This window comes from Paraburkholderia ferrariae NBRC 106233 (assembly GCF_000685035.1).
In the GTDB taxonomy this organism is placed as follows: Bacteria; Pseudomonadota; Gammaproteobacteria; order Burkholderiales; family Burkholderiaceae; genus Paraburkholderia; species Paraburkholderia ferrariae.
The window spans coordinates 171,895-195,379 of the sequence record NZ_BAYB01000015.1; the positions used below are offsets into that span (position 1 = coordinate 171,895).

At 68.7% G+C, this 23,485-nt stretch carries 21 protein-coding genes and 2 tRNA genes; 8 read left to right on the plus strand and 15 right to left on the minus strand.

The window, feature by feature from the left end; translation table 11 throughout:
• Window positions 1–193 precede the first annotated feature (193 nt).
• Window positions 194–1,165, plus strand: a complete 972-nt coding sequence (locus tag BFE01S_RS18915; protein WP_028226845.1) for a thymidylate synthase — start codon at window positions 194–196, stop codon at window positions 1,163–1,165.
• A gap of 137 nt (window positions 1,166–1,302) precedes the next feature.
• Here BFE01S_RS18915 and BFE01S_RS18920 read toward each other — a convergent pair whose 3' ends face one another.
• On the minus strand, window positions 1,303–3,645 hold the full coding sequence (locus BFE01S_RS18920; RefSeq protein WP_028226846.1) for a DUF6600 domain-containing protein: 2,343 nt from the start codon (window positions 3,643–3,645) through the stop codon (window positions 1,303–1,305).
• Window positions 3,646–3,900: 255 nt separating this feature from the next.
• Window positions 3,901–4,614, minus strand: a complete 714-nt coding sequence (locus tag BFE01S_RS18925; protein WP_028226847.1) for an ArsR/SmtB family transcription factor — start codon at window positions 4,612–4,614, stop codon at window positions 3,901–3,903.
• Window positions 4,615–4,812: 198 nt separating this feature from the next.
• On the opposite strand from BFE01S_RS18925, the gene BFE01S_RS45080 reads away from it, so the two are divergent.
• From BFE01S_RS45080 to BFE01S_RS18940, 3 genes are all read left to right on the plus strand, one after another.
• Complete coding sequence (locus tag BFE01S_RS45080) at window positions 4,813–4,959, plus strand: hypothetical protein (RefSeq protein WP_169742647.1); 147 nt, start codon at window positions 4,813–4,815, stop codon at window positions 4,957–4,959.
• Window positions 4,960–5,088: 129 nt separating this feature from the next.
• Window positions 5,089–6,129 (plus strand): GlxA family transcriptional regulator, encoded by a 1,041-nt coding sequence (locus tag BFE01S_RS18935; RefSeq protein ID WP_028226848.1) that lies wholly within the window; start codon window positions 5,089–5,091, stop codon window positions 6,127–6,129.
• Between the two features lie 150 nt (window positions 6,130–6,279).
• Window positions 6,280–6,783: an acyl-CoA thioesterase gene (locus BFE01S_RS18940; protein WP_042337936.1), complete on the plus strand. Its 504-nt coding sequence runs from the start codon at window positions 6,280–6,282 to the stop codon at window positions 6,781–6,783.
• 97 nt (window positions 6,784–6,880) lie between these two features.
• On the opposite strand, the gene fumC is transcribed toward BFE01S_RS18940, so the two are convergent.
• The 5 genes from fumC to BFE01S_RS18970 all read right to left on the minus strand — a co-directional run bounded on the left by fumC (window position 6,881) and on the right by BFE01S_RS18970 (window position 13,470).
• The gene (fumC, locus tag BFE01S_RS18945) at window positions 6,881–8,281 is read right to left on the minus strand and encodes a class II fumarate hydratase (protein ID WP_028226850.1); all 1,401 of its coding nucleotides are present in this window, start codon (window positions 8,279–8,281) and stop codon (window positions 6,881–6,883) included.
• A gap of 195 nt (window positions 8,282–8,476) precedes the next feature.
• Window positions 8,477–10,087: a phospholipase D family protein gene (locus tag BFE01S_RS18955; RefSeq protein WP_028226851.1), complete on the minus strand. Its 1,611-nt coding sequence runs from the start codon at window positions 10,085–10,087 to the stop codon at window positions 8,477–8,479.
• 281 nt (window positions 10,088–10,368) lie between these two features.
• On the minus strand, window positions 10,369–11,337 hold the full coding sequence (gene panS, locus BFE01S_RS18960) for a ketopantoate/pantoate/pantothenate transporter PanS (RefSeq protein ID WP_028226852.1): 969 nt from the start codon (window positions 11,335–11,337) through the stop codon (window positions 10,369–10,371).
• A 347-nt stretch (window positions 11,338–11,684) separates the two neighbouring features.
• Window positions 11,685–13,091, minus strand: coding sequence for an MATE family efflux transporter (locus BFE01S_RS18965; RefSeq protein ID WP_028226853.1), 1,407 nt, complete (start codon window positions 13,089–13,091; stop codon window positions 11,685–11,687).
• Window positions 13,092–13,248: 157 nt separating this feature from the next.
• The gene (locus BFE01S_RS18970) at window positions 13,249–13,470 is read right to left on the minus strand and encodes an RNA-binding S4 domain-containing protein (RefSeq protein ID WP_028226854.1); all 222 of its coding nucleotides are present in this window, start codon (window positions 13,468–13,470) and stop codon (window positions 13,249–13,251) included.
• A gap of 308 nt (window positions 13,471–13,778) precedes the next feature.
• On the opposite strand from BFE01S_RS18970, the gene BFE01S_RS18975 reads away from it, so the two are divergent.
• Window positions 13,779–14,168 carry a hypothetical protein gene (locus tag BFE01S_RS18975; protein ID WP_028226855.1) on the plus strand — a complete coding sequence of 130 codons (390 nt, stop codon included), beginning with the start codon at window positions 13,779–13,781 and terminating at the stop codon, window positions 14,166–14,168.
• A gap of 169 nt (window positions 14,169–14,337) precedes the next feature.
• Window positions 14,338–16,512 carry an ATP-dependent helicase gene (locus tag BFE01S_RS18980; RefSeq protein WP_084170042.1) on the plus strand — a complete coding sequence of 725 codons (2,175 nt, stop codon included), beginning with the start codon at window positions 14,338–14,340 and terminating at the stop codon, window positions 16,510–16,512.
• A 73-nt stretch (window positions 16,513–16,585) separates the two neighbouring features.
• Here BFE01S_RS18980 and BFE01S_RS18985 read toward each other — a convergent pair whose 3' ends face one another.
• From BFE01S_RS18985 to fdxA, 8 genes are all read right to left on the minus strand, one after another.
• Window positions 16,586–17,347 (minus strand): DUF4088 family protein, encoded by a 762-nt coding sequence (locus BFE01S_RS18985; protein WP_028226857.1) that lies wholly within the window; start codon window positions 17,345–17,347, stop codon window positions 16,586–16,588.
• Window positions 17,348–17,604: 257 nt separating this feature from the next.
• On the minus strand, window positions 17,605–17,928 hold the full coding sequence (locus tag BFE01S_RS18990; RefSeq protein ID WP_028226858.1) for an AzlD domain-containing protein: 324 nt from the start codon (window positions 17,926–17,928) through the stop codon (window positions 17,605–17,607).
• Entirely contained in the window at window positions 17,925–18,686 is a 762-nt protein-coding gene (locus tag BFE01S_RS39295) for an AzlC family ABC transporter permease (protein WP_084170048.1), read from the minus strand. The genes BFE01S_RS18990 and BFE01S_RS39295 overlap by 4 nt, the downstream gene beginning before the upstream one ends.
• A 142-nt stretch (window positions 18,687–18,828) precedes the next feature.
• Entirely contained in the window at window positions 18,829–19,740 is a 912-nt protein-coding gene (locus BFE01S_RS19000) for an AraC family transcriptional regulator (protein ID WP_028226859.1), read from the minus strand.
• 90 nt (window positions 19,741–19,830) lie between these two features.
• Window positions 19,831–20,304 carry a CreA family protein gene (locus BFE01S_RS19005; protein ID WP_028226860.1) on the minus strand — a complete coding sequence of 158 codons (474 nt, stop codon included), beginning with the start codon at window positions 20,302–20,304 and terminating at the stop codon, window positions 19,831–19,833.
• Between the two features lie 138 nt (window positions 20,305–20,442).
• Window positions 20,443–20,518 (minus strand) — tRNA-Asn (locus BFE01S_RS19010).
• A 67-nt stretch (window positions 20,519–20,585) separates the two neighbouring features.
• Window positions 20,586–20,661, minus strand: a tRNA-Asn gene (locus BFE01S_RS19015).
• 109 nt (window positions 20,662–20,770) lie between these two features.
• Complete coding sequence (gene fdxA, locus BFE01S_RS19020; protein ID WP_028226861.1) at window positions 20,771–21,094, minus strand: ferredoxin FdxA; 324 nt, start codon at window positions 21,092–21,094, stop codon at window positions 20,771–20,773.
• Window positions 21,095–21,426: 332 nt separating this feature from the next.
• Here fdxA and pncB point away from each other — a divergent pair, with 332 nt between their 5' ends.
• A complete protein-coding gene (gene pncB / locus BFE01S_RS19025; RefSeq protein ID WP_028226862.1) occupies window positions 21,427–22,629 on the plus strand; it encodes a nicotinate phosphoribosyltransferase in 1,203 nt (400 codons plus the stop codon).
• A gap of 172 nt (window positions 22,630–22,801) precedes the next feature.
• Window positions 22,802–23,464, plus strand: a complete 663-nt coding sequence (locus BFE01S_RS19030) for a LutC/YkgG family protein (protein WP_028226863.1) — start codon at window positions 22,802–22,804, stop codon at window positions 23,462–23,464.
• Window positions 23,465–23,485 lie beyond the last annotated feature (21 nt).

Below are 23,485 nucleotides of genomic sequence, written 5' to 3' on the forward strand. Positions count from 1 at the left end.
TGGTACAAGCGGCGGCTACAAGCGACTGGCTCAAGCGCGCCCCACGGCCGGCGCCGCGCTTTGTGCATGCCGCCGGCCTCGCCTTCTGCGCCCTCTGGGTTTTCCCGCGACTTGCTAGAATCGGGGTTTGGCCATCCTGACCGGGCCAGCCAGGCCAATCGCGCACTGGGCCCGGCCGCCGAGGGAACCCCGCATGAAACAGTATCTCGAGCTCGTCCGCTCGATTCTCGACACCGGTACGTGGCAGGAAAACCGCACGGGCATCCGCACGATCAGCCAGCCCGGCGCGATGCTGCGCTTCGACCTCCAGCAGGGCTTCCCCGCCGTCACGACCAGGAAGCTGGCGTTCAAGTCCGCCGTGGGCGAGCTGATAGGCTTCATGCGCGCCTCGCGCAGCGCGGCCGACTTCCGCGCGCTCGGCTGCAAGGTCTGGGACGCCAACGCGAACGACAACGCGCAGTGGCTCGCCAACCCCTACCGCGAAGGCCTGGACGACCTCGGCGACGTCTATGGCGTGCAATGGCGCCAGTGGCCCGCCTACAAGGTGCTCGATGCCGACGCCACGGCTCGCCTCGCCGATGCCGAATCGCGGGGCTACGCGCGCGTGACGCAGTTCACCGAGGACGGCCGCCCGAAAGTGCTGCTCTACAAGGCGATCGACCAGCTGCGCCAGTGCCTCGACACGATCATGAACAATCCCACCGACCGGCGCATTTTGTTTCATGCCTGGAATCCGGCGGTGCTGGAAGAGATCGCGCTGCCCGCGTGCCATCTGCTGTACCAGTTCCTGCCGAATCCCGCGAAGCGCGAGATTTCGCTGTGTCTCTACATCCGCAGCAACGACGTCGGCCTCGGCACGCCGTTCAATCTGACGGAGGGCGCGGTGCTGCTGCACCTGGTCGGACGGCTGACGGGCTATACGCCGCGCTGGTTCAGCTATTTCATTGGCGACGCGCACATCTACGAGAACCAGCTCGACATGCTCAACGAGCAGTTGCGCCGCGAGCCGTTCGACAGCCCGCAACTGGCGATTTCGGAGCGGGTGCCCGAATACGCGAAAACAGGCGTGTACGAGCCGGAATGGCTGGAAAAGGTGGAGCCGGCTGATTTTTCGCTGGTGGGCTACCGGCATCACGAGCCGCTCACGGCGCCGATGGCGGTCTGAAGCCCCGCGCGCGTCCGTGTCCCGATAGGGCCGGGCGCGCAGAAGAGAAAAAAGGCCCGCGAACTTCGAAGTTCGCGGGCCTTTTCGTTTCATGCCTTTCATGCCTTCAGGGGATGGCCCCCGAAAGACGGTCGGCATCAGCCGCGCTTGTGGTCCTCGTGGCCGCCGCTCGCGTGCTCATCCGGATGTTGTGCCGGGTGTGGCTCGGGATGCGGCTGAGGCTGCGGGCGCGGTTCGGCGTGCGCCTGGGGCTGCGGGCGGGGCTCGGCGTGCGCTTGAGGCTGCGGACGCGGCTCCGCATGCTGCTCGGGATGCGGCTGCGGATGGTATTCCGCGCGCGGCTGGGCTTCCTCGTGGCGCTGCTCGGCCTGGGGCTGCGGGTGAGATTCCTCGCGTGCCGGCTCAGGCGAGCGCTGCGGGGCCTGCTGCGCCGGCGGACGTGCCTCGGCCTGCGGCTCGGCGTTGCGCTGCGGCTGGGCCTGTGGCTCATGCTGTGCCGCAGACTCGCCCGGTCGCGCTTCGTTGCCGGGTTCCCCGTGCGAGCCCATCGGCGCATGCGGTTGCGTCCAGGACGGCTGATGCGCTTCGGCCTCGCGAGGCGTATTCGGCGCGCCGCCTTCCGGACGACCTGCCGCCTCGGGCCGGCCTGCGTCGGCTTGCGGCGGATGCGGTACGCCGCGCTCCTGCTGCGCCGGTTCGTGCGCGCTCGCCATCGCGGGCGGCGTACCCGGCTGGCCGTGTCCGGGCGCCGGCACGCCGCCCGGACGGGCCGCCGGCTGCGGCGCCGCGCCCGCGGGCCGAGCGGCTTCGCGGATCACAGGCGAATGCGGCGGCACCACGCGCACATTCTGCGGCGCCCAGCCGCCATGCGCCGCCTGGAGCGGCGCATGTTCCGGCGCGGACACGCGGACCACGGGCGCCCCGGCACCCGGCACGGCGCCGCCCTCGTGGGCAAAGCGCTGGGCGAGCGTGTCGTGGAAGGCGGGCGGCGTGACGGCGGCGCGCGTCGCCACGACCTGGCGCTGCGCGAGTGCTGCGGGCGGCCGGTAGTTGGCCGGCCGCAGGCTGCCGCCAAAGCTGCCCTGTACCGGCGCGATGCCCGGCGTGCCCGGCTCGATGCGCGCATTGCGCCACTGCTGCGGATTGACATGCTGCGCGAAGCGCGCCACCGGCTGGCCGTGGACGAATGCCGTCGCGGGCACCGCCGTCACGGCGCCAGGCACGCGATAGTTGACGTAGGTGTTGTGCACGTTGATGTTCGTGATGTTGGTCACGTGCACGTTGTTGACCACGACCGTCTGGTTCACGCGCTGGTAGTAGTGCGGGCTCCAGCCACCCCAGCCCGGATGCCAGGCTTCGCCCGGCCCGAGCGCGAACCAGGCCACGCCCGCCGCGGCCACGCCGCCCACGGTCAGGCCCACGCTCCAGTCCACGCCTCCGCCCCCGCCGCCCACGAAGGCGACGAGCGCAGGCGCATAGACGGGCGGCGCGCTCACGACGAGCGGACCGGGCACCCACGCCCAGCTGCTGCCCACGTAGGCCCAGCGGCCGTAGTGGTAGGGCGCGAAGCCCCACGCTGCGTCGTCCACCCAGGTCCAGCCCCACGGGGCCTGCCAGACCCAGTGGCCGTCGTGGTAGGGCGCCCAGCCGGCGGGCTGGGCGGTCGGCACCCAGACTTCGCCGTACTGCGGGTCTTCGCGCCAGGTGCCGTTGGCGTCGAGGTCTTCGTAGCCGGGCATGTCGCGCGAAACGTAGCGCGCCGACACCGAGCGGTCTTCGGCTTCGTCGCGCGAGAGCGCCCATTGGTCGAAGGCGTCGAGCTGCGGCAAGCCGTTGCTGGCCGTTTCCTGCAGGTTGGTGCCGGAGAACACGATCTGCTGGCCTGCCGAAATCGGGATCTGGCCGTTCTCGCCGTACACCGTGGCGCTGCCGCTGCGCACCGTCACCGTGGTCGAGCTGCCGTCCGGCGCGACGTCCACGCGGTAGTCGCCGGGGCCGTTCAGGCCGAGTGCGAGGTTCGGCGTATCGATTTCGTACGAGCTGCCGGGCGCCAGTTCGCGCACGCGGGTGGACAGCGTGCCTTGCGTGACCTTCAACTGGGCGTTCGTATCGTCGAGATTGAGGATGTCGAGGCTCGTCTGCGCGCTCATGCGAACGGCCGTCGAGCCGATGTGCAGCTCCGAGCGTGCGTTCGCGTCGTTCCACAACTGGTCGCCGGTCGTGAGCGGGCGGTTGATCTGGGCGTAGGACCAGTCGGTCGCGCCGGCCGGTTCGGTCGTGACGGCGCCTGCCATGTAGTCGAGCCGCGCGATACGTCCCGGCGGATCGACGTTCGTCCCCTGCTGTGCTCCGGGAGGAGGCGCCGATTGGGCATAGGCCGGGGCCGCGGCAAGGTTCAGGGCTGCCATTGCGGCGCAGGCTATCAGCGTGTGGCCGGCGAGCCGGCGGAATGTGATGAGGTTTGGTGTGCGCTCTGTCATGTTTTTTCTCCGTGGCGCGCCGTTTTTCGGAGCGTCCTGTGAGGCACTGTAACGGGCGTGCCTGTTTCCATGCGCGCAGAATTGTAAAACCTTATGCGCCAGGTGTAACAGAACGTGTTGATTGCGTAAGGATTGCAAGGTTGGCGGATGCGCCGAATTCGCGGCGGGGGATGGGACGAGACGGCGCGCGCCGCAGCGGCGGCGCGCCCGGTACGAAAGGGGAAGGAAGGTATTCGATCAGCGCGTAAAGCGGCGCTAAACCGCCGTGAGCGCATCGAATTCGCGCTGCCCGGTGGGCGTGATGCGCAGTACCCGCGGGCGGCTGGCGCGCTCGACCCAGCCGCCCGCGATCCACGAATCCAGCAGCGCGGCGCCCAGCGCGCCGCCGAGATGCGGCCGGCGCTCGCTCCAGTCGAGGCAGGTGCAGGCAAAACGCCGCCGGCGCGCGCGCAGCGCGCCGAGATCGACGCCCCAGTCGCGCAGACGCGCGGCGCCATCGGGCGTCGCGTCGAGGCTGTCGCCTTCGATCACGAGCAGGCCGTCGTCCACGAAGCGCTCGAACACGCGCACCGCCACTTCGCCCGCCATGTGGTCGTAGCAGGTGCGGGCGTGGCGCATCTCCAGCGGCACGGTGCGGGCCGGCTTTGTCACCGGGCGCTGCGGTGCGGCCGCCTCGGCGATGTTCATGAGCGCCTCGATGGCCGCCGCGATGTCGGGCGTCGCGATCCGGTAGTAGCGGTGGCGCCCCTGCACGGTGAGCGCAAGCAGGCCGCCATCGGTCAGACGGGCGAGGTGCGCGCTCGCCGCCGACGGCGAAAGCCCGGCGACCAGCGTGAGTTCGCCGGCAGGGCGGGCGCTGCCGTCCATCAGGGCGAACAGCATCGCGGCGCGGCCGGGGTCGGCGAGCAGCGCGCCGATGCGCGAAAGGCCGGGGAAATGGCTAGCTTCGTCGGTGAACGGGGCGGGCATGGCGGCTCCTGAAGTGCTCTGGGCGATTCCTTGGGGGCGGCACCTGCGTGCCATGTCCTGACTCTACCCGCGTGCGGCATTCGACGTTTCACGATGGACTGAAATGTCGGATGCCGACGGATGCCTGCCCGCTCCCTTTTCTGCGGGCTCAGAGTGCGCTGCGCTAGAATCGGAACCTCTTTCCCCCGGCATGCAGAGATGAAACGCCTTCTGGCCCTCGCGGCCGTCTGCTCCCTCGCGCTCTTATGCGCGGCCTGCGCCCAGAGCGGCCACGTGCCGTCCAGCGACGCGAACGGCATCGAGATGTACGGCACTATCGACGAAGGCATTGCCATTCGCCATTGAGCACGGCTTGTCCCTGGCCTGCGCCCGGTTTGCGCCTGAACCTGGCAGAAATTGATGTCGTATTGACGTGACTGCCACTCGGCGCGGTGCGATGATGGCGGCATCGTGTCCTTGCCCGCCCGCTGCGTCATGTCTGCCCAGCCCGCCCCGCGCCATATCGTTTTCGCCGTTGCCCCGGACCTCGTCCTGCTCGACGCCTGCGGGCCGATCGAGGCTTTCTGGCGCGCCGAGCTTGCCGCCCGCGCCGCCGCACAGGTACAGCAAGCCGCCCAGGCAACGAGCACGACTGCCGGCGAGCCCTGCGCCTACCGCATCACGGTGGCGTCGCTGGAAGGCGGCGTGCTGCCCACTTTCGTCGGCCTGCCCATCGTCACCGAGCGGCTCGATACGCTCGCTGCCGACGCCATCGATACCCTGATCGTCCCCGGCACCCCGATCGACGACACCACGCCCCTGCAAGCCGGACTCGTGGACTGGATCGCGGCGAACGCGCCGCGCGCGCGCCGCGTCGCCTCGGTGTGCACGGGCGCGTTCTATCTCGCCGCCGCCGGGCTGCTGGACGGGCGCCGCGCCACGACGCACTGGCGTAACGCGGCGGCGCTCGGGCGGCGCTTTCCGAAGGTCGATATCGATCCCGATCCGATCTTCATTCGCGATGAACGCGCGGGCCGCGTGGTCTGGACGTCGGCGGGCGTGACGGCGGGCATCGACCTCTCGCTCGCGCTGATCGAGGAGGATTGCGGCCACGACGTGGCCATGCATGCGGCGCGGCGGCTCGTGGTGTTCATGAAGCGGCCCGGCGGCCAGGCGCAGTTCAGCGAGGCGCTGGCGGCGCAGACTTCGGCGGGGGGCACCTTCGACGCCCTGCACGGCTGGATGGCCGCGAACCTGCACACGGAGCTGAGCGTGGAGCGGCTCGCCGAGGCGGCCAACATGAGCCCGCGCACCTTCGCACGCCGCTACGCCGACGAGGTGGGGCGCACGCCGGCGCGCACGGTGTCGGCCATGCGCGTGGAAGCGGCGGCGCATGCGCTCGTGCAGTCGCGCCAGCCGCTCAAGCGGATTGCGGCCGACTGCGGTTTCGGCAGCGAGCAGAATCTGCGGCGCGCCTTCGAGCGCCGCTATGGGGTGCTGCCGCTGGAGTACCGCACGCGCTTCGCGGCGGCTTAGTCGGCGGGGGGCTGGCGCGGCCGCGGCCCATCGCCGCCGGGACGAGCGCCTGCCCGGCCCCCCGCTGCGCCTGCCTTATTGCGACCGTATAATCGACGCCTTCCCACAAATATGCCGCGCAAGCGGCAGCGCCCACGAGCGGAGCCCATCATGAGTACGCCTTCCCAGCCGCTGGACCGTTCGGAGACGACGTTTCGCTTCCTCGCCGAGCCGACCTCGGTGAATTTCGGCGGCAAAGTGCACGGCGGTGCGCTGATGAAATGGATCGACGAAACGGCCTACGCGTGCGCGGCCGTCTGGTCGGGCCGCTACTGCGTGACGGTGAGCGTGGGCAACATCCGCTTTCGCCGGCCGATTCTCGTGGGCAACATGGTCGAGCTGCGCGCGCGCGTGGTGGCCACGGGCCGCACCTCCATGCACATCCACATCACGGTGCATGCGGGCGACCCGAAGAGCGGCCAGCTGCGTCTCACGACCGATTGCCTGATCGTGTTCGTGGCCGTGGACGAGAACGGCAATCCGATTCCGGTGCCGCCGTTCGAGCCGCAGACGGAGGAGCAAAAGCGTCTGGCCAAATACGCGCTCGACGTGAGGGACGCGCTCGATGCGATCATTGAACTGAAGCCCGAAGAGGTGGCGAAGGGCGTGGTGTGAGCGAGGTTCGGCGCGCCTTCATGTGCGCGCCCCGAACACAAAACGGGCGGTGGGATTTAGTCCCCCCGCCCGTTCTCTTTGTGCAGCGCCGCTGCCGTTAGGGCTTGAGGTTGCCGACCATCCCGGCGGGCTTCACCCACTCGTCGAACTGGGCCTCGGTCACGTGGCCGAGCGCGAGCGCGGCGGCCTTCAGCGTGGTGCCTTCCTTGTGTGCCTTCTTGGCGATCTGCGCGGCCTTGTCGTAGCCGATGTGCGGATTGAGCGCCGTCACGAGCATGAGCGACTCGTTGAGCAGCGTGTCGATACGCGTGCGGTTCGGCTCGATACCCACCGCGCAGTGATCGTTGAACGAGAGCGCACCGTCGGCGAGCAGGCGGACCGACTGCAGCACGTTATGCGCGATCATCGGGCGGAATACGTTCAGTTCGAAGTTGCCGCTCGCGCCGCCGAAGTTCACCGCCACGTCGTTGCCGAACACCTGGCAGCAGAGCATCGTGACTGCTTCGGACTGCGTAGGATTCACCTTCCCGGGCATGATCGAGCTGCCCGGTTCGTTCTCGGGAATCGAAAGTTCGCCGAGGCCGCAGCGCGGGCCGCTGGCGAGCCAGCGGATGTCGTTGGCGATTTTCATGAGGCTCGCCGCCACGGTCTTGAGCGCCCCATGCGCGAATACGAGCGCGTCGGCGGCGGCCATCACCTCGAACTTGTTGGATGCGGTGACGAAGGGCACGCCGGTGAGCCTGGCGATGGTTTCGGCCACCTTCTGCGCGAACTGCGGATGCGCGTTCAGGCCCGTGCCCACGGCCGTGCCGCCCTGCGCGAGTTCGTAGAGATGCGGCAGCGACGATTCGACGTGCTTGATGCCCTGATCCAGTTGCGCCACGTAGCCCGAGAACTCCTGGCCGAGCGTGAGGGGCGTGGCGTCCTGCAGGTGCGTGCGGCCGATCTTGACGATGCCGGCGAATGCCCTGGCCTTGGCGTCGAGCGTGTCGCGCAGCGTCTTCAGCGCGGGCAGCAGATGCTTGACGATGGCGTAGGCGGCGGCGACGTGCATGGCCGTGGGGAACACGTCGTTGGACGACTGGCCGCGGTTCACGTCGTCGTTCGGATGCACGAGGCGCGACTCGCCGCGCTCGCCGCCCAGAATCTCGCTCGCGCGATTGGCGATCACCTCGTTGAGGTTCATGTTGGTCTGCGTGCCGGAGCCCGTTTGCCACACGGCGAGCGGGAATTCGCCGGGATGCTTGCCTTCGATGATCTCGTCGGCGGCGGCGATGATCGCGCGGGCCTTCTTTTCGTCGAGCACGCCGAGGCCCTGGTTCACCTCGGCCGCCGCGCGCTTGATCGTGGCGAGCGCGGTGATGAGTTCGGGCGACTGCTTCTCGGTCGAGATGCGGAAATTCTGCAGGGAACGCTGCGTTTGCGCGCCCCAGAGGCGCGCGGCAGGAACGGCGATTTCGCCGAACGTGTCGCGTTCGAGTCGTACGTCTTCGGTCATGGTGCACTCCGGTGGAGGGGGCGGCGCCGGCCGGGCGGGAGCGCCGTCTTCGGGGCCGCTTCGGGTTCGATTGTGGCCGAAAACGGGCGCCGGCATCGCCGAAGCGGGCAGGGCGGATGCCATCGCCGCAGGCGTCGTCCCGCGGCTCGCCGGCCGGCTGGCGGTGGGGGGCCGGCAGGCTGGCGGTGGGCGCCGCTAAAGCTGGTCGTTGACCGGCAGCAGCAAGAATAGCCCGGTCAGGAGATTTCGGTAGAAACCCGCGTTCGGGTCGACGTTGTAGGTGCGGGTCCTGCCGTTCTCGTCGACGTCGGTCCAGACGAGCGGCGAAGTGGCGGCCGTGCCGGCGAGCGCGGCGCGCTGGGCCGGTGTGGCGAGCGTCACGCGGTAGCTCACCTTGGGCGAGGTCGCGAGCGCGAAATAGCCGGCCACCTCGTGCGCGAGCGCGGGGCTGTCGATGGTGAGCGCGAGTTCGGTGTTGAGGTTGGCCGAACGCGGGTCGAGGTTGAGCGAGCCGATCACGAGCGTGGCGTCGTCGATCACGTAGGCCTTGGCGTGCAGGCTCGCGCGCGAGCGCGAGCCGACGAGCCCCAGCGGCTGGCGTTCGTTGCGCCCGGGCTGACGCGGCTTGAACTCGTAGAGCTCGGCGCCCGCGCGCAGGAGCGGCACGCGGTACGGGCTGTAGCCGGCCTGCACGGCAACGGCGTCGGTGGCGGCGAGCGAGTTGGTCAGGAACGCCACGCGCACGCCCTGCGCGGTGAGCTTGCGGACTTCCGCCACGCCCGCGTCGTGCGGCACGAAATACGGCGTGAAGGCCAGCACGCTGCTGCGCGCGGCATGGATCCGGTCGAGCAGCGAGCGCATGGCGGCGCCCATCCCGGCGTTTTGCGTGGCTTGCGCGTCGGCGATCTTCTCGGGCGAATCGGCCACGAACGCGCAATTCGCCCACACGAGGCCCAACTGGCGCTGGGTGATCTGCGCGTCGAGCGGGGTGGCGTTCAGTGGCCGGGCGTTGTAGGGATCGGCGTTCTCGTGCCAGTGCTTGCGCAACTCGTCGCGTGCGGTGTCGAGGTCGTGCGGGTCGAAGTGCTGGCGGTTCAGCACGCTCAGCGGGTAGGCGACGCTGCTGTTCCAGTAGGCGTCGAAGCTCGCCGAAATCTGCGCGGTCACCGGGCCGGCGGCCAGCACGTCGAGATCGCTGAACTGCAGCGTCGGGCTGGCGCTGAAGTACTCGTCGCCGAGGTTGCGCCCGCCCACGATGGCCAGCTGGTTATCGACGATCATCGCCTTGTTGTGCATGCGGCGCGTGAACTGGTCGATGTTCGTGAAGAGGTTCGTCGTGCGCTCGAGCATGCCCGCGTTGGCGCTGCCGTACGGATTGAACACGCGGATCTGGATTTGCGGATGCGTGTTGAGCGCCGCCATCAGGCGGCCGATGTCGCGGAAGTTCAGGTCGTCCACGAGCATGCGCACGCGCACGCCGCGATCGGCCGCGTAGAGGGCCGCGCCCAGGAGCAGCTTGCCGGTCGTGTCCTCGTTCGCGATGTAGTACTGCATGTCGAGCGTCTTCGTCGCCGCGCGGGCGAGCGCGATGCGCATCTGCAGCGCGTCGGTGCCCGTGGCGAGCAGGCGGAAGCCGGACTGGCCCGGGTGCGCGGCCTCGGGGGCGGCAAGCGCGGCGGCGAGCGGCGTGGCCTCGGTGGGCGGCAGCGCGTGCGTGACGTCGCGCGGGTAGGCCGTGGCGGGCGGGCGCGTGGCGCATGCCGCGAGAAGTGCGAGGAGCGCGAGCAGCGCCGTGGAGATGAGCACGCGTGCCGCGTAGCGGCACGACGAGAATGCGGTCGAGGCGGGTGGCGCGGTCAAGCAGGGTCTCCCGTGCGGTTCCGGCGCGTGCTGCGCGCGGCCAGGCGATGTCGTGCGGTCTTCGGGGATGGCGCGAAGCCTTGCGGCCGGCTTCCGGCATGTGTCCGGCTTATACCCGGCTTGCACCCTATGTGTACCCGATATGTGCCCGATATGTGCCCGATTTTACGAGAGCGGCGCGCCCCGTGCTTTCACCCCGTACAGGGCAGGGGCGCGCCGGCTGGCTCTCAGCGTCGTGCGGCCGGCGTGCCCGCCTGCGGCGCCTCTTCCGCGTCGCGCGTGCTGCCGCGCGCCGGCCTGCCGGCCCAGTAGCCCGCAAGCAGCGATCCCGAAAGGTTGTGCCAGACCGAGAACAGGGCGCCGGGCAACGCGGCGAGCGGCGAGAAGTAGAGCTTGCCGAGCGTGGCGGCCAGGCCCGAGTTCTGCATGCCGACCTCGATGGCGAGCGTGCGGCACACGGACTCGTCGAAGCCGAGCAGGCGGCCGCCCCAGTAGCCGCCGAGCAGGCCGATGCCGTTGTGCAGTACCACGCCGAGCGCGACCACGGGCCCGACCGTCGCGATGCTCGCGTGCGTGCCGCCCACCACCGCGGCGATGATCGCGAGGATGGCGACCATCGAGACGAGCGGCAGCACCGGCTCCACGCGGCGCACGAGCTGTCCGGCGAAGCGGTTGACGACGAGGCCGATCACGATGGGCAGGCCCACGATCTGCAGGATGCTCAGGAGCATGCCGCGCACATCGACCACGATCGAGGCATCGACATAGAGGCGCGTGAGGAGCGGCGTCGCGAACACGCCGACGAGCGTGGAAAGCGCGCTGATCGTCACCGAAAGCGCGACGTCGCCGCGCGCGAGATAGATCATCACGTTCGATGCGGTGCCGCTCGCCACGCTGCCGACGAGCACCATGCCCGCGGTGAGGTCGGGCGGCATGTGCAGCGCCTTCGCGATGGCCCAGGCCGCGAGCGGCATCACGAGATAGTGCAGGAAGATGCCGGCCAGCACGGGCGCGGGGCGCGTGAAGACGCGCTGGAAGTCGGCGAAGGACAGCGTGACGCCCATCGCGAGCATGATGATCATGAGCAGCGTGGTGACGTGCGGCGCGATCGGCGCGACCGAGCCCGGCGCGAAGTAGGCGAGGAGCGAGACGAGCACGGCCCAGAGCGGAAACAGGCGGGTAATCGGGGCAAGCATGGAAGGGTGGTCCGGTTTTATGGTCGTGAGTGCTGCGCGAGCGGCGCAGCGGCGGCGCTCGCCCGGGCAGGCCTGCGGTGTTGCCTGAGCAGCGCGGGGCCCCTTGAAGGCGCGCGCGAACGGCTGGACGGTGCAGGCGCCGCTGCGGTGGCGGCTGTGCGCCTGCGGTTCGGAAGTCTCCTCGTGTCCGCTGCGCGCGCGTGCCTCTTGGGCGGCGAGCGCAGCCGGGCTATTTTAACCGCACGCTTAATCGTTCACGCCCAGCCCCGGGTTTGTCCCGGGATGGCCCGGTGTTCGCCCCGTGTTCGCCCCGTATTCGTTCCGTGTTAGTCCGGTGAGGCTTGTTTTCAGGCCGGCGTGGTTTGCGAAGCCGCCATGGCAATGCGGCGCCGGCTCATGCGGTGAAAGCGCAGCGTCATCAGCAGCGCGACCGTGGAGAGGCCTGCGGCGAGCCCCCACCAGAGCCCGCGGGCGCCCAGCCCGAAATGGAAGGCGAGCGCGTAGCCGATGGGAAAGCCGATGCCCCAGTAGCCGAGCGTCGCCGCCATCATCGGGATGCGCGTGTCCTTGAGGCCGCGCAGGCAGCCCGAGCCGACCGTCTGCACGCCGTCGGCGATCTGGAACAGCGCCGCGACGCCGAGCAGCGAAGCCGCGAGCGAGACGGTGGCCGCGTTGGCGGGGTCGTCGAGATGCAGGTAGAGCCCGACGATCCAGTGCGGCGCGAACACCATCACGAGCGCCGAGAGCGACATGAAGCCTCCGCCGAGCGCGAGGGCGACGAAGCCCGCATGGCGCGCCGCGCCGGGTTGGCCGGCGCCGGTCCAGTAGCCCACGCGCACGTTGGCCGCCTGGCCGATCGCGAGCGGCACCATGAACGACACCGAGGCGACGTTCAGCGCGATCTGGTGCGCCGCCAGCGGCGTTTCGCCGAGCAGGCCCATGAGGAGCCCGGTGGCGAGGAACAGCATGGCCTCGACGGCGTAGGTGATCGCCACGGGCCAGCCGATCGAGACGAGCTCGCCCATCATGGGCGCCGTGGGCCGGCGCGCGGCGACGAAATGCTGGTGCGAGGGCCGCAGGTGCAGGAGCGCCATCAGCATGATGGCGGTGAGCCAGATCGTGACGAGCGTGGCCGTGGGCGAGCCGAGGAAGCCGAGGCGCGGCAGCCCCCACACGCCGTGGATCAGCCCGTAGTTGAGGAAGCCGTTCACGAACACGCCGGCGAGCGAGACCCACAGCAGGCGTTTGGCCGCGCCGATGGCGGGCAGGAAGGAGCGCAGCAGCCCCACGCCGATCAGACTCGCGGGCGAGGCCCAGCGCAGCACGGCCGCGTATTCGCCCACGCGCTGCGCGAGCGGCGCGGGTTCGCCGAGCGCGAGCAGGATCGGACCCGCGAACGAGAGCAGCGCGAACGCGGGCAGCGAGAGCACGAGCGCGAGCGCGAGGCCGGTCCAGTAGATGTGCGGCACGTCGTCTTCGTTCTGCGCGCCGCGCGCGTGCGCGACGCTCACGCTCACCGAACTCAGCACGCCCTGCAGCACCGTCACCACGACGAAGAACAGGTTCGCGCCGAGGCCGCCCGCCGCGAGCGCGTCGGCGCCGAGCGAGCCGAGCAGCACCGTGTCGGTCACGCTCATGGCCATCTGCGAAAGCTGGGCGATGGCGAGCGGCGCGGCAAGGCGCGCGGTGTCGGCGGCGTGGCGGGAGAGCGTGGGCGGCGCGATGGCGCGCGTGGCGAGGGTCGGTCGGGTCATGAAAGACAAGCGGCGCGAAATATCGCGCCGCGCGGAACTGGGCGTTTTTATGGGCTTTCTGCGAAAGCAGACAGCTTATTGCGGGATAGCCCTATTGTCGATCAATAAGCCCATTTCTGGTGCAGTTTCTTTCAGTCCGCTTTTTCGCCCCGCATTTTCATTCCGGTTCGCGTATCGCAATGCGCGTGTCGCCGAGCAGCACGACCTGGCCCGCGCGGATCTTGCAGGTCTTGCGCAATTCCACTTCGCCATCCACCTTCACGGCGCCGGAGGCGACGATCTGCTTGGCCGATCCGCCGCTATCCGCGAGCCCTGTGATCTTCAGGAGGTTGTGCAATTCGACGAAGTCGCCGGTCAGCGTGAAATCGAGGTTGGGCATGGCGTGTGCAATCCGGGGGCGGGACAAAGTGCCGCGAAGGGAGGAATCGAAGGGTTCGCATCATACGGCATGCGGCGCCCGGGGCGGGCCGGAGGCCCCGTAGTCGAACCGTCAGAAAGTGAAACGTTCGGTAACGGCGGCCCTCTTCGGTGAACTTCATCCAAAAACGGCGTGTCCCTAAAAAGAGCCTGTCACGCGGGATTGTTCTGCCTGCGGTTCTTCACGGCGGGCTCCATCGAGCGGGGCGCGCCCGGCAGCCAGCTATACGGGCCGCAGCACCCGGAACATAACTTCAGAGAGGATACGCCATGACCCAGATTCGCAAACTGCTGACCGGAGCCGCCCTGACGGTCTTCGCTGCCGCTTTCGCCCACGGCGCGCTCGCGCAGGGCGCTGATCCAGGTGCCCAGATGCCGTCGCAGGCTCCCGCCGCCGCGGGGGTGGCGCAGCCGGCGCCGGCTCCGCAGAACCTGACCGCGCCGGGCCCCACCGATCCGCTTGTCCAGAAGCGCAACGCCGATGCGCAGGCGAACACCGAGTACCGTCAGGCGAAGAAGGAGGCGAAGTCGCAATACAAGGCGCAGGTGAAGGACGCGAAGATCAACCGCAAGGCCGACCGCCAGGCGGCCGACTACGAAATGAAGAGCCAGATGCAGGGGCAGTCCGCACAGCAGCCGGGCGGCAGCACGGAGCACTGACGCGGCATTCGGGCGGCACGGAGTCGGCACGCCTTTGCCGCGCAGTTGCCGCGCGGTTGCCATCAGTTGCCCTCAGTTGCCTCTGCCCGCGCCTGTTGTTTTCGGCATAAATGCCGCCAGATCGCGTCGGGATCGGCGCTTGCCGGGGCGAGGTGTATGGATATACAGTATGCGTCGCCCCCCGATCCTTGACGCCTGCTGCCCCGTGTCCACCGTAGTCGATACCCCCGCCGCCGCTGCCTGTCCCGATGCGGCCGCTTACCTCTCGAAGCTCAACGAGGCGCAGCGCACCGCCGTCGAGCATGGCGGCACGGCTTCGTTCGCGCCGGGCACCGCGCTGCCGGCGCCGCTGCTCGTGATCGCCGGCGCGGGGTCGGGCAAGACCAATACGCTTGCGCACCGCGTCGCGCATTTGGTGGTGAATGGCGCCGATCCCCACCGCATCCTGCTGCTCACGTTCTCGCGCCGCGCCGCGCAGGAGATGACGCGCCGGGTCGGCCGCATCGCCGCGGGCGTGCCGGGCGCGGCCGCCGTGCTGGCGCAGGGGCTGACGTGGGCCGGCACGTTTCACGGCATCGGCGCGCGCCTGTTGCGCGAGTACGCCGGGCAGATCGGCCTGGCGCCCGCGTTCACGATCAACGACCGCGAGGATTCCGCCGACCTCATGAACCTCGTGCGCCACGAACTGGGGCTTTCGGCGAAAGAGAAGCGCTTTCCTGCGAAGAACACCTGCCTCGCGATCTATTCGCGCGTGGTCAACACCGCGGATTCGCTCGCCAACGTCCTGACCCGTTCGTTCTCGTGGTGCGTCGAATGGGAGCCGCAGTTGAAGACGCTCTTTGCCGGCTACGTCGATGCAAAGCAGAAGCAGAACGTGCTCGACTACGACGACCTGCTGCTCTACTGGGCGCACATGGCGGCCGAGCCCGCCATTGCGGCCGATCTCGCGAGCCGCTTCGATCATGTGCTCGTGGACGAGTACCAGGACACCAACCGCCTGCAGGCAGCCATCCTGCTCGCGCTCAAGCCCGATGGGCGCGGCCTCGCGGTAGTCGGCGACGACGCCCAGGCGATCTACTCGTTTCGCGGTGCGACGGTGCGCAACATCCTCGACTTTCCCGCGCAGTTCGATCCGCCCGCGCGCCAGGTCACGCTGGAGCGCAACTACCGGTCCACGCAGCCCATCCTCGCGGCCTCGAATGCGGTGATCGACGCTGCCCGCGAGCGCTTCACCAAGAACCTCTGGAGCGAGCGGCCCTCGGCGCAGCGCCCGCGCCTCGTGACCGTGGCCGACGAAGCCACCCAGGCGCGCTATGTCGTCGAGCAGATCCTGGCCGCGCGCGAGGAGGGCATGAAGCTCAAGCAGCAGGCCGTGCTGTTTCGCGCGGCGCACCACAGCGCGGCGCTCGAAATCGAACTCGCGCGGCGCAACATCCCGTTCGTGAAGTTCGGCGGCCTGCGGTTTCTCGACGCCGCGCACGTCAAGGACGTGCTCGCCGTGCTGCGCTGGGCAGAGAATCCGCTCGACCGGGTGGCGGGCTTTCGCGTCGCGCAACTGCTGCCGGGCGTGGGGCCCGCAACGGCCGCGCGGCTGCTCGATCAGGTTGCCGCGTGCACGGGCGCTTATCGGGCGGCCGAAGCGCTCGCCGCCTTCGCGCCGCCGCCGCGCGCCGCCGAGGACTGGGCCGCGTTCGCCGCGCTCATCGGGAACATCGGTGCGCGCGCAACGCCGTGGCCCGCCGAGTTCGAGCGCGTGCGCCGCTGGTACGAGCCGCATCTGGAGCGCAACCACGAGGATGCGGCCGTGCGTCTCGCGGATCTGCTGCAGATGGAGAGCATCGCGAGCACCTACGCCTCGCGCGAGCGCTTTCTCACCGAGCTCACGCTCGATCCGCCCGACGCGACGAGCGCCGAATCGGCCGATCCGCTGCTCGACGAGGACTACCTGATTCTTTCGACGATCCACTCGGCGAAGGGGCAGGAGTGGCGCAACGTGTTCGTGCTCAACGGGGTGGACGGCTGCATTCCGTCCGATCTGGGCGCGGGCAGCGACGAAGAACTCGAAGAGGAGCGGCGCCTGCTCTACGTGGCGATGACGCGTGCGAAGGAGGATCTGCATATCGTCGTGCCGCAGCGCTTTTACGTGCACAACCAGACGGCGCAGGGCGACCGCCATGTGTGGGCGTCGCGTACGCGCTTTATCGCCGCGGCGGCGCTGCCGCTCTACGAGTCGCGTCCCTGGCCGCCGGCGCCTGTCGTCGCGGCGCCGGGCGCGGCGGGCCTTGCGGCCGCCGCGCAGGCAAAAATCGAGATCGGCGCGAAGCTCAGGAAGATGTGGGACTAGCGGTGGGATTGGCGCCCGCGCCCGGCAAGGTTCGCCGGGCCCACAGCGCGCAACGGGCCTGAGGCGGCCCGTCTCAGTTCGACTGGCGGCGCGGCTGGCTGCGCTGCGGCGGCACGAAGAAGTTGCGCAGCCAGGCGGCGAGGCGCGTGAACACGTCGTCGGGTTCCTCGACGAAGATTTCGGGCTTGAGCAGGCGCAGGTATTCCATGATCTGCTGCGCTTCCTGCTTCTGGAACACGCCGTGCGTGATCGCGAGCCGCAGCAGGCCGCGCAGTTCGCCCAGACGCTCGCGCGCCGTGCTGCCGGTGCTCGTCTCGCAGCCGATCTTCGCTTCGTAGATGCGCTGGCGCAGCGATTCGGAGAGGCGCCACGCGGGCGTCTGCATCTTCTCTTCGAGCGTCTGCATGTCCTCGACCGACGACTTGATCTGCGCCGCGAGCGGATCGATCAGCACCTGCTCGCCCTGCGCTTCGTTCACGATTGCCGCCGCCCATTCGCGGCACTGCTTGGCGAGTTCCTCGGGCGTCCACTCGGGGCGCGAGGCGAAGCCGAAGCCGAACTCGCCGGCCTGACGCAGCAGGATCGAGACGACTTCCGGGAACTCCTTGTCGAGCGTGCGTTTTGCCCAGGCGTACTGGCCGCCCGTCAGCATGCGCTGCACCGCGTGCTCGGTGAGCGGCGTCATGTTGTCGAGCAGCTTTGCGCGCAGAAAGTCCTCGAACGAAGGCGTAGCGAACTGCGGGTCGAGCTTGAGCGACACGCGCAGAAAGGCGTCGAAGTCCTTGCGCAGCGACGCCACCGTTTCGTCCTTCAGGTTGAGGGTGATGTGCCCCATGTAGTTGCCCCGTGTGATCCTTGCCGCACTGCGCCGTGCCGGCGGTCTCCCGGTAGCGGGGACGCCGTGCGGCGCAGTGCGCCGCGTGCACGCGCCGCCGGCCGCGAACACACGCGGGCGGCGGCGCCAAAGCAGGCCATGACGGGATTAACGGCGTTCGAAGGAGAAACTTGAGATGCGCCGCAGGATCGTGCCCTTTCTCGCGGCTTTTGGCCCTTTGACGTTGTTCCGGCGCACGCCCGGGGGCAGTGCGCACCTCAGTGCAATACCACGCCCTGCCAGAGAAAGAACACTGCCAGGCCGACCGCAATCGTCACGAGCGGGCGGCGCGTGACGAGGCACACCGCAATGGCCGCGAGCGCGCCCACCAGCTGCGGATTGCGCCAGGTGAGTTCGGCGCCCTGGCCGTGCGGCGAAACCGCCATCGGCACGATGATCGCCGTGAGCACGGTCACGGGCACGAAGCCGAGCGCGGTGCGCACGAGCGGCGGGAAGACGAGCCGCTCGCCGAGCACGAAGACGACCGTGCGGATGAGCCAGGTGATGAGCGCCATGCCGAGGATGAGGACGACATAGTTCATTGGCGGGCTCCTGCGGTCCTGTGCGGACCGGCGTGATTGCCGCCGTCGCGCGCCGGCGCGGGTGTGCCGCCGGGCGTGTCCGTGCCGGTGCCCGCGCGGGTGTCCATGCTGGACTCGCGGCGCGGCAGCGAGAGCGCCACGCCCACCGCGACACCCGCGAACACGGCGGCGAGCAGGCCGAGCTTGTACGGCCAACCCTGCCAGAAGAAGGCGAGCGCACCGGCGGTGACGGCGGCGGCCACGTAGCGCACGGCCACGAGCTGCGGCACGACGATGGCGATGAAGGTCGCGACCATCGCGAAATCGAGCCCGAGCGATTGCAGGCCCGGGAACGCGGCGCCGAACAGCAGGCCGACGGCAGTCCAGATCTGCCAGTTCACGTACATCGCGACGCCCGAGCCGAGGAAGTGCCAGGGCGAGACGTCGTCGCCGGGCGGGTGGCGGCGGAAGTGCGCCCACGCGACGGCGAAGACCTCGTCGGTGAGCAGGCCGCCCAGCACGAGGCGCCAGCGCAGCGGCAGGTGCGAGACGTAGGGCGCGAGAGTCGCGCTATAGAGCACGTGGCGCAGGTTCACGACGAGCGTGGTGGCCCAGATCACGATGAAGCTCGCGTGCGAGGCGATCAGGCCTAGCGCGATGAACTGTGCGGAGCCCGCGAAAACGGCGAGCGACATGAACTGGCCGTGCCAGAGCGCGAGCGGGCCCGACGTGACGAGCGTGCCGAAAATGACGCCGAACGGCGCCGCGCCGATCATCATGGGGATCGTGTCGCGTGCGCCGGCGACGAACTCCCGGGAGCGGTTGGGATGGGTGGTCAAGCTGTCCTCCTGATTCTGGGGGCAGCTTAGCGGGCTCTTGCTCGCGTGGCTTGTACGTTCTTGCGGCGCGGGGTGCAGAGACCTATGACGCCTGCCAGCGCCCCGGCGGCACGCCGAACATGCGCCGGAAATGGCGCGTGAAGTGGCTCTGGTCGGTGAAGCCGCTGGCGGCCGCGACGTCGGCAACCGAGGCGCCCGCGCGCAGCGGCGCGAGCGCGCGCTGCAAACGCAGTTGCGTGCGCCAGGCGTGCGGGGGCAGGCCGGTCGCCTGCGTGAAGAGCCGGGTGGCGTGAAACGGCGAGAGGCCCACGGCCTCGGCCAGATCGCCCACCCGCAGCGGCGTGGCGAGATCGGCGGCGAGCAGGGCCTTCATCGTCTCCACGCGCGGATCGTTCGGCGACGGCCGCAGGGGCGCTTCGTGCGTGCGCGCATGGCGGGTGAGGAGGGCCGAGAGCGCGTCGAGCAGGGCGCTTTCCACGAGCAGCAGGTCGCTGCCGGGGTTGTCGGGGCGGGCCGCCACCGAACCGGGCGCGCGCGGGGCGGCCGGGGTGTCGGACGCCGCGCGCCGGCGGTCGGAATCGGCTTCGAGCAGCCGGTGCGCGCGCGAGAGGCGGCGAGCGAGGTCGGGATCGCGGATCACATCGGCGCCGAACCAGGGCAGCGGTTGCGTGCGCCCGGCGATTTCGTCGGCGAGGCCGTGCAGATAGTCGATCGGCACGTACATCACGCGATAGCGCCAGCCTTCGTCCACGGCGCGCGAACCGGTGTGCAGCTCGCCCGGGTTGATGACCGGCACCGTCCCCGCTTCGGCGACATAGTGCGCGCCGCGGTAGCGATAGCACTCCGCGCCGTCCTCGATCACCGGAATCGCGTAGGCCTCGTGCCAGTGCGGCGCGAAGGCGTGCTCGTGATATTCGGCGGTGAGCAGATCCGCGCCGGGCAAGAGTGGCGTGCGCCAGTAGCGGGCGGAATCGCGGAAACGGCGGGCGGTCATGGCGGCAATGCGGTGGCCAATGCGTTAGGCGATGCGGTAGGTAGGCAATGCGATGGGCAATCGGGGCAGACGCCCAGTGTAGCGCCGCGTCTAGCGCAGCGGGATGGCCGTGCCGGCCGGCACCGGCACGGCGGTGACGCTGTTCTTCGCGCTGCCGCTCACCACCCGGTCGCTGTAGGTCAGATAGACGAGGGCGTTGCGCTTCGCGTCCACCACGCGCACGACGTGCAGCGTCTTGAAGAGGAACGACATGCGCTCGTTGAAGACGTCGTCCTGCTGCTTGAGCGGCCCGGTAAAGGAGATCGCGCCGACCTGCCGGCAGGCAATGGACGCCTCGGTAGGATCTTCGGCAATGCCGAGCGTGCCTTTCACGCCGCCCGTGCGGGCGCGCGAGACGTAGCAGGTGACGCCTTTGACCTGCGGATCGTCATAGGCTTCGACGACCACGCGGTCGGAACCGGTGAGGCGGAAGTTGGTGTTCACGCTGCCGATCTGTTCGGCGTGGGCGGTGGCGAGGGTGCCGGCGCAGGCGAGGAGGGCGGCGAGTTTGAGCGAGGATTTCATGCGGATTCCGGAAGAGAAGGTACCCGATTATCGCCACATAACCGCAATTTAAGTGCGACGTAGCTGAATGCGCCCCGGAATTCCACGATGAACCAAAGAAAAAGGCGTTGCGCGATTACGCGCAACGCCTTCGATTTTTGGCTCCCCGACCTGGGCTCGAACCAGGGACCTACGGATTAACAGTCCGGCGCTCTACCGACTGAGCTATCGGGGAACAGCAATACAGCAACTCTTCACTACATAAAAAAGCCCGTTGTGGTTAACGGGCTTTTGCGATTCTTTGGCTCCCCGACCTGGGCTCGAACCAGGGACCTACGGATTAACAGTCCGGCGCTCTACCGACTGAGCTATCGGGGATCAACAAAAGCAGAGAACGAGATTCTATGGGGCGCGGCAGGATCTGTCAACACCCCGGCGGCATCCCAAAAACAAATCCGCTTCGGGGGCGCGGCAGCGGGCGGAGGCCTTAGCGCGCGAGCAGGGCGAGCTTGTCCTTCACGTCCTTGAATTCGTCGGCTTCGGGCAGCGGCGCCTTGGTCTTGGTGATGCTCGGCCAGCCCTTCGCCAGTTCGGCGTTCAGGGCGGTGAAATGCTGCTGGTCGCCAGGCACGTCCTCTTCGGCGTAGATGGCGTTCACCGGGCACTCGGCCACGCACACGGCGCAGTCGATGCACTCGTCCGGGTCGATCGCGAGGAAGTTGGGACCTTCGCGAAAGCAGTCCACCGGGCACACATCGACGCAGTCGGTATAGCGGCACTTGATGCAGCTTTCGGTCACAACGTGGGTCATTCAGGCGGCTCCTGCAAGCTTTTGTATAGTGGGACGGCGTCTGGGCCAAAAACGTTATTGTAACTTAACGAGAATTTCCCCAGCGAGAGGCCCGCACGCGCGCTTATATCGTTTCGTGATTAGTTTATGGCGCCGCGCGGGGGCGTTCCCGATCGCTCCTGCAAGCCGCGCGGGCGTGCCCGGCGGGGCAGTGGCCGCGCGTGCATTCGGGTAACATGGGCGCACCGCCGACGCACGCCGTCCGGGGAGCCCCGCGCGCCGCAGCCAGACCGCCCGCGAGCCGGGCGCCGCCGCCGGCCCGCGTCCTCAGAATGCAGTCCGGCCGCCTCATCATGATCATTACTTCGCTGCTCGATACCGATCTGTACAAATTCACGATGATGCAGGTGGTGCTGCATCATTTCCCCGCCGCGAGCGTGGAATACCGCTTCCGCTGCCGCACGTCGGACGTCGATCTGGTGCCCTACGTCGACGAGATCAGGAGCGAGATCCAGAAGCTCTGCCGGCTGCGCTTCTCCGAAGTCGAGCTCGATTACCTGCGCCGCCTGCGCTTCGTCAAAGGCGATTTCGTCGACTTTCTCGCGCTCTTCCACCTGAACGAGAAGTACATCACCGTCGAGCCCTCGCCGAAGAACAACGGCGAGATCGACATCGAGATCAAGGGTCCGTGGCTGCACACGATCCTTTTCGAGATCCCGGTGCTCGCGATCGTCAACGAAGTCTATTTCCGCAACACGCAGCATCACCCGCAGTACGACGAGGGCCGCGAGCGCCTGCGCCGCAAGATCGAGCTGCTCGGCGCGAAGCCCGAATTCGCCGACTGCAAGATCGCCGACTACGGCACGCGCCGCCGCTTCTCGAAGCGCTGGCACGAGGAGGTGATCCTCACGCTCAAGGAGGATCTGGGCGAGCAGTTCACGGGCACGAGCAACGTGTACTACGCGATGAAGCACAATCTCACGCCGCTCGGCACCATGGCGCACGAGTACCTGCAGGCATGCCAGGCACTCGGCCCGCGCCTGCGCGACTCGCAGATCTACGGCTTCGAGATGTGGGCGAAGGAGTATCGCGGCGACCTCGGCATCGCGCTGTCGGACGTGTACGGCATGCAGGCCTTCCTGCGCGACTTCGACATGTACTTCTGCAAGCTCTTCGACGGTGCGCGCCACGATTCCGGCGATCCGTTCGAGTGGGGCGAGCGGCTCCTGAAGCACTACGAGGACAACCGCTGCGACCCGCGCACGAAGACCATGATTTTCTCGGACGCGCTCGACATCCCGAAGGTCCTGCGGCTCTACGAGCGCTTCGGCAAGCGCTGCCGGCTCGCGTTCGGCGTGGGCACCAATCTCACCAACGACCTCGGTTATCAGCCGCTGCAGATCGTGATCAAGATGGTCCGCTGCAATGACCAGCCCGTCGCCAAGCTCTCCGATTCGCCGGGCAAGAACATGTGCGACGACAAGGCCTACCTGGCCTATCTGCGCCAGGTGTTCGGCATCGAGCAGCCCACGGAAGTGGAAAGCGCGGGCAAGTAGCGCGTATTGTTCGCGAATCGCCTGCACATCGCCTGCATATCGTCCGCGAAATGCGCGGGCGATCGTGGGTGCAGCGTGGAGTGCCCCGGTATAATCGGCGCGATACCCCGCGCCCGTGCACGACCTCGTCTCGTGCACTTCGGGCTTTTCTGCCACGCAACGAGGACCGCTCATGGACACCACGGCCGCCCGCCGCAGCATACTCGCGCGCATCCGCGCGGCCCAGGGGCGCGAGGCGACGCCTGCCGCCTCCGAGCGCGAAGCGGTGGCCGACTATCTCGCGCGCCATCCGGAAGGCCCGCGGCCGCCGCTCGAAGGCGACCTCGTCGCGCGCTTCGTGCGCGAAGCGCAGAAGATGTCCACCAGCGTCGATGAAGTCGAAGGCATGGCCGCCGTGCCCGCCGCCGCGCAGCGCTATCTGGCCGAACGCGGCTTGTCGATGCAGGCCGTTGCCTGGACCACGCTCGCCTCGCTCGACTGGGCCGCGGCGGGGCTGACCGTGGCGTTTCGCAAGCCCGAAGACCGCGATCTCGTCGGCCTCACCGGCTGCTTCTGCGCGACCGCAGAAACCGGCACGCTCGTGTTGCTTTCGAGCCCGCAGACCTGGGCGTCGGGCGCGCTCCTGCCGGAAACGCACATCGCCGTCGTGCCGGCTTCGCGCATCGTCGCGGGCCACGAAGAAGCCTTCGCGCTCATTCGCGCCGAGCGCGGCGAACTGCCCCGTGCGGTCAATTTCGTTTCGGGGCCGTCGCGCACCGGCGACATCGAGCAGACCATCATTCTCGGCGCGCACGGGCCGTATCGCGTGCACGTCGTCGTCGTGCATGGCGCGTGAGCGTCCCGCTGCGCACAGCAG

Bases quoted from the DNA above. Each gene is read 5' to 3' on its own strand.
- fdxA (WP_028226861.1), bottom strand. From the start codon at position 21,094: ATGACCCACGTTGTGACCGAAAGCTGCATCAAGTGCCGCTATACCGAC.
- BFE01S_RS39295 (WP_084170048.1), bottom strand. From the start codon at position 18,686: ATGATGATCGGCGCGGCGCCGTTCGGCGTCATTTTCGGCACGCTCGTC.
- fumC (WP_028226850.1), bottom strand. From the start codon at position 8,281: ATGACCGAAGACGTACGACTCGAACGCGACACGTTCGGCGAAATCGCC.
- BFE01S_RS18980 (WP_084170042.1), top strand. From the start codon at position 14,338: ATGCGTCGCCCCCCGATCCTTGACGCCTGCTGCCCCGTGTCCACCGTA.
- BFE01S_RS18940 (WP_042337936.1), top strand. From the start codon at position 6,280: ATGAGTACGCCTTCCCAGCCGCTGGACCGTTCGGAGACGACGTTTCGC.
- BFE01S_RS18920 (WP_028226846.1), bottom strand. From the start codon at position 3,645: ATGACAGAGCGCACACCAAACCTCATCACATTCCGCCGGCTCGCCGGC.
- BFE01S_RS18975 (WP_028226855.1), top strand. From the start codon at position 13,779: ATGACCCAGATTCGCAAACTGCTGACCGGAGCCGCCCTGACGGTCTTC.
- BFE01S_RS19030 (WP_028226863.1), top strand. From the start codon at position 22,802: ATGGACACCACGGCCGCCCGCCGCAGCATACTCGCGCGCATCCGCGCG.
- BFE01S_RS18970 (WP_028226854.1), bottom strand. From the start codon at position 13,470: ATGCCCAACCTCGATTTCACGCTGACCGGCGACTTCGTCGAATTGCAC.
- BFE01S_RS45080 (WP_169742647.1), top strand. From the start codon at position 4,813: ATGAAACGCCTTCTGGCCCTCGCGGCCGTCTGCTCCCTCGCGCTCTTA.
- pncB (WP_028226862.1), top strand. From the start codon at position 21,427: ATGATCATTACTTCGCTGCTCGATACCGATCTGTACAAATTCACGATG.
- panS (WP_028226852.1), bottom strand. From the start codon at position 11,337: ATGCTTGCCCCGATTACCCGCCTGTTTCCGCTCTGGGCCGTGCTCGTC.
- BFE01S_RS19005 (WP_028226860.1), bottom strand. From the start codon at position 20,304: ATGAAATCCTCGCTCAAACTCGCCGCCCTCCTCGCCTGCGCCGGCACC.
- BFE01S_RS18935 (WP_028226848.1), top strand. From the start codon at position 5,089: ATGTCTGCCCAGCCCGCCCCGCGCCATATCGTTTTCGCCGTTGCCCCG.
- BFE01S_RS19000 (WP_028226859.1), bottom strand. From the start codon at position 19,740: ATGACCGCCCGCCGTTTCCGCGATTCCGCCCGCTACTGGCGCACGCCA.
- BFE01S_RS18925 (WP_028226847.1), bottom strand. From the start codon at position 4,614: ATGCCCGCCCCGTTCACCGACGAAGCTAGCCATTTCCCCGGCCTTTCG.
- BFE01S_RS18915 (WP_028226845.1), top strand. From the start codon at position 194: ATGAAACAGTATCTCGAGCTCGTCCGCTCGATTCTCGACACCGGTACG.
- BFE01S_RS18990 (WP_028226858.1), bottom strand. From the start codon at position 17,928: ATGAACTATGTCGTCCTCATCCTCGGCATGGCGCTCATCACCTGGCTC.
- BFE01S_RS18965 (WP_028226853.1), bottom strand. From the start codon at position 13,091: ATGACCCGACCGACCCTCGCCACGCGCGCCATCGCGCCGCCCACGCTC.
- BFE01S_RS18985 (WP_028226857.1), bottom strand. From the start codon at position 17,347: ATGGGGCACATCACCCTCAACCTGAAGGACGAAACGGTGGCGTCGCTG.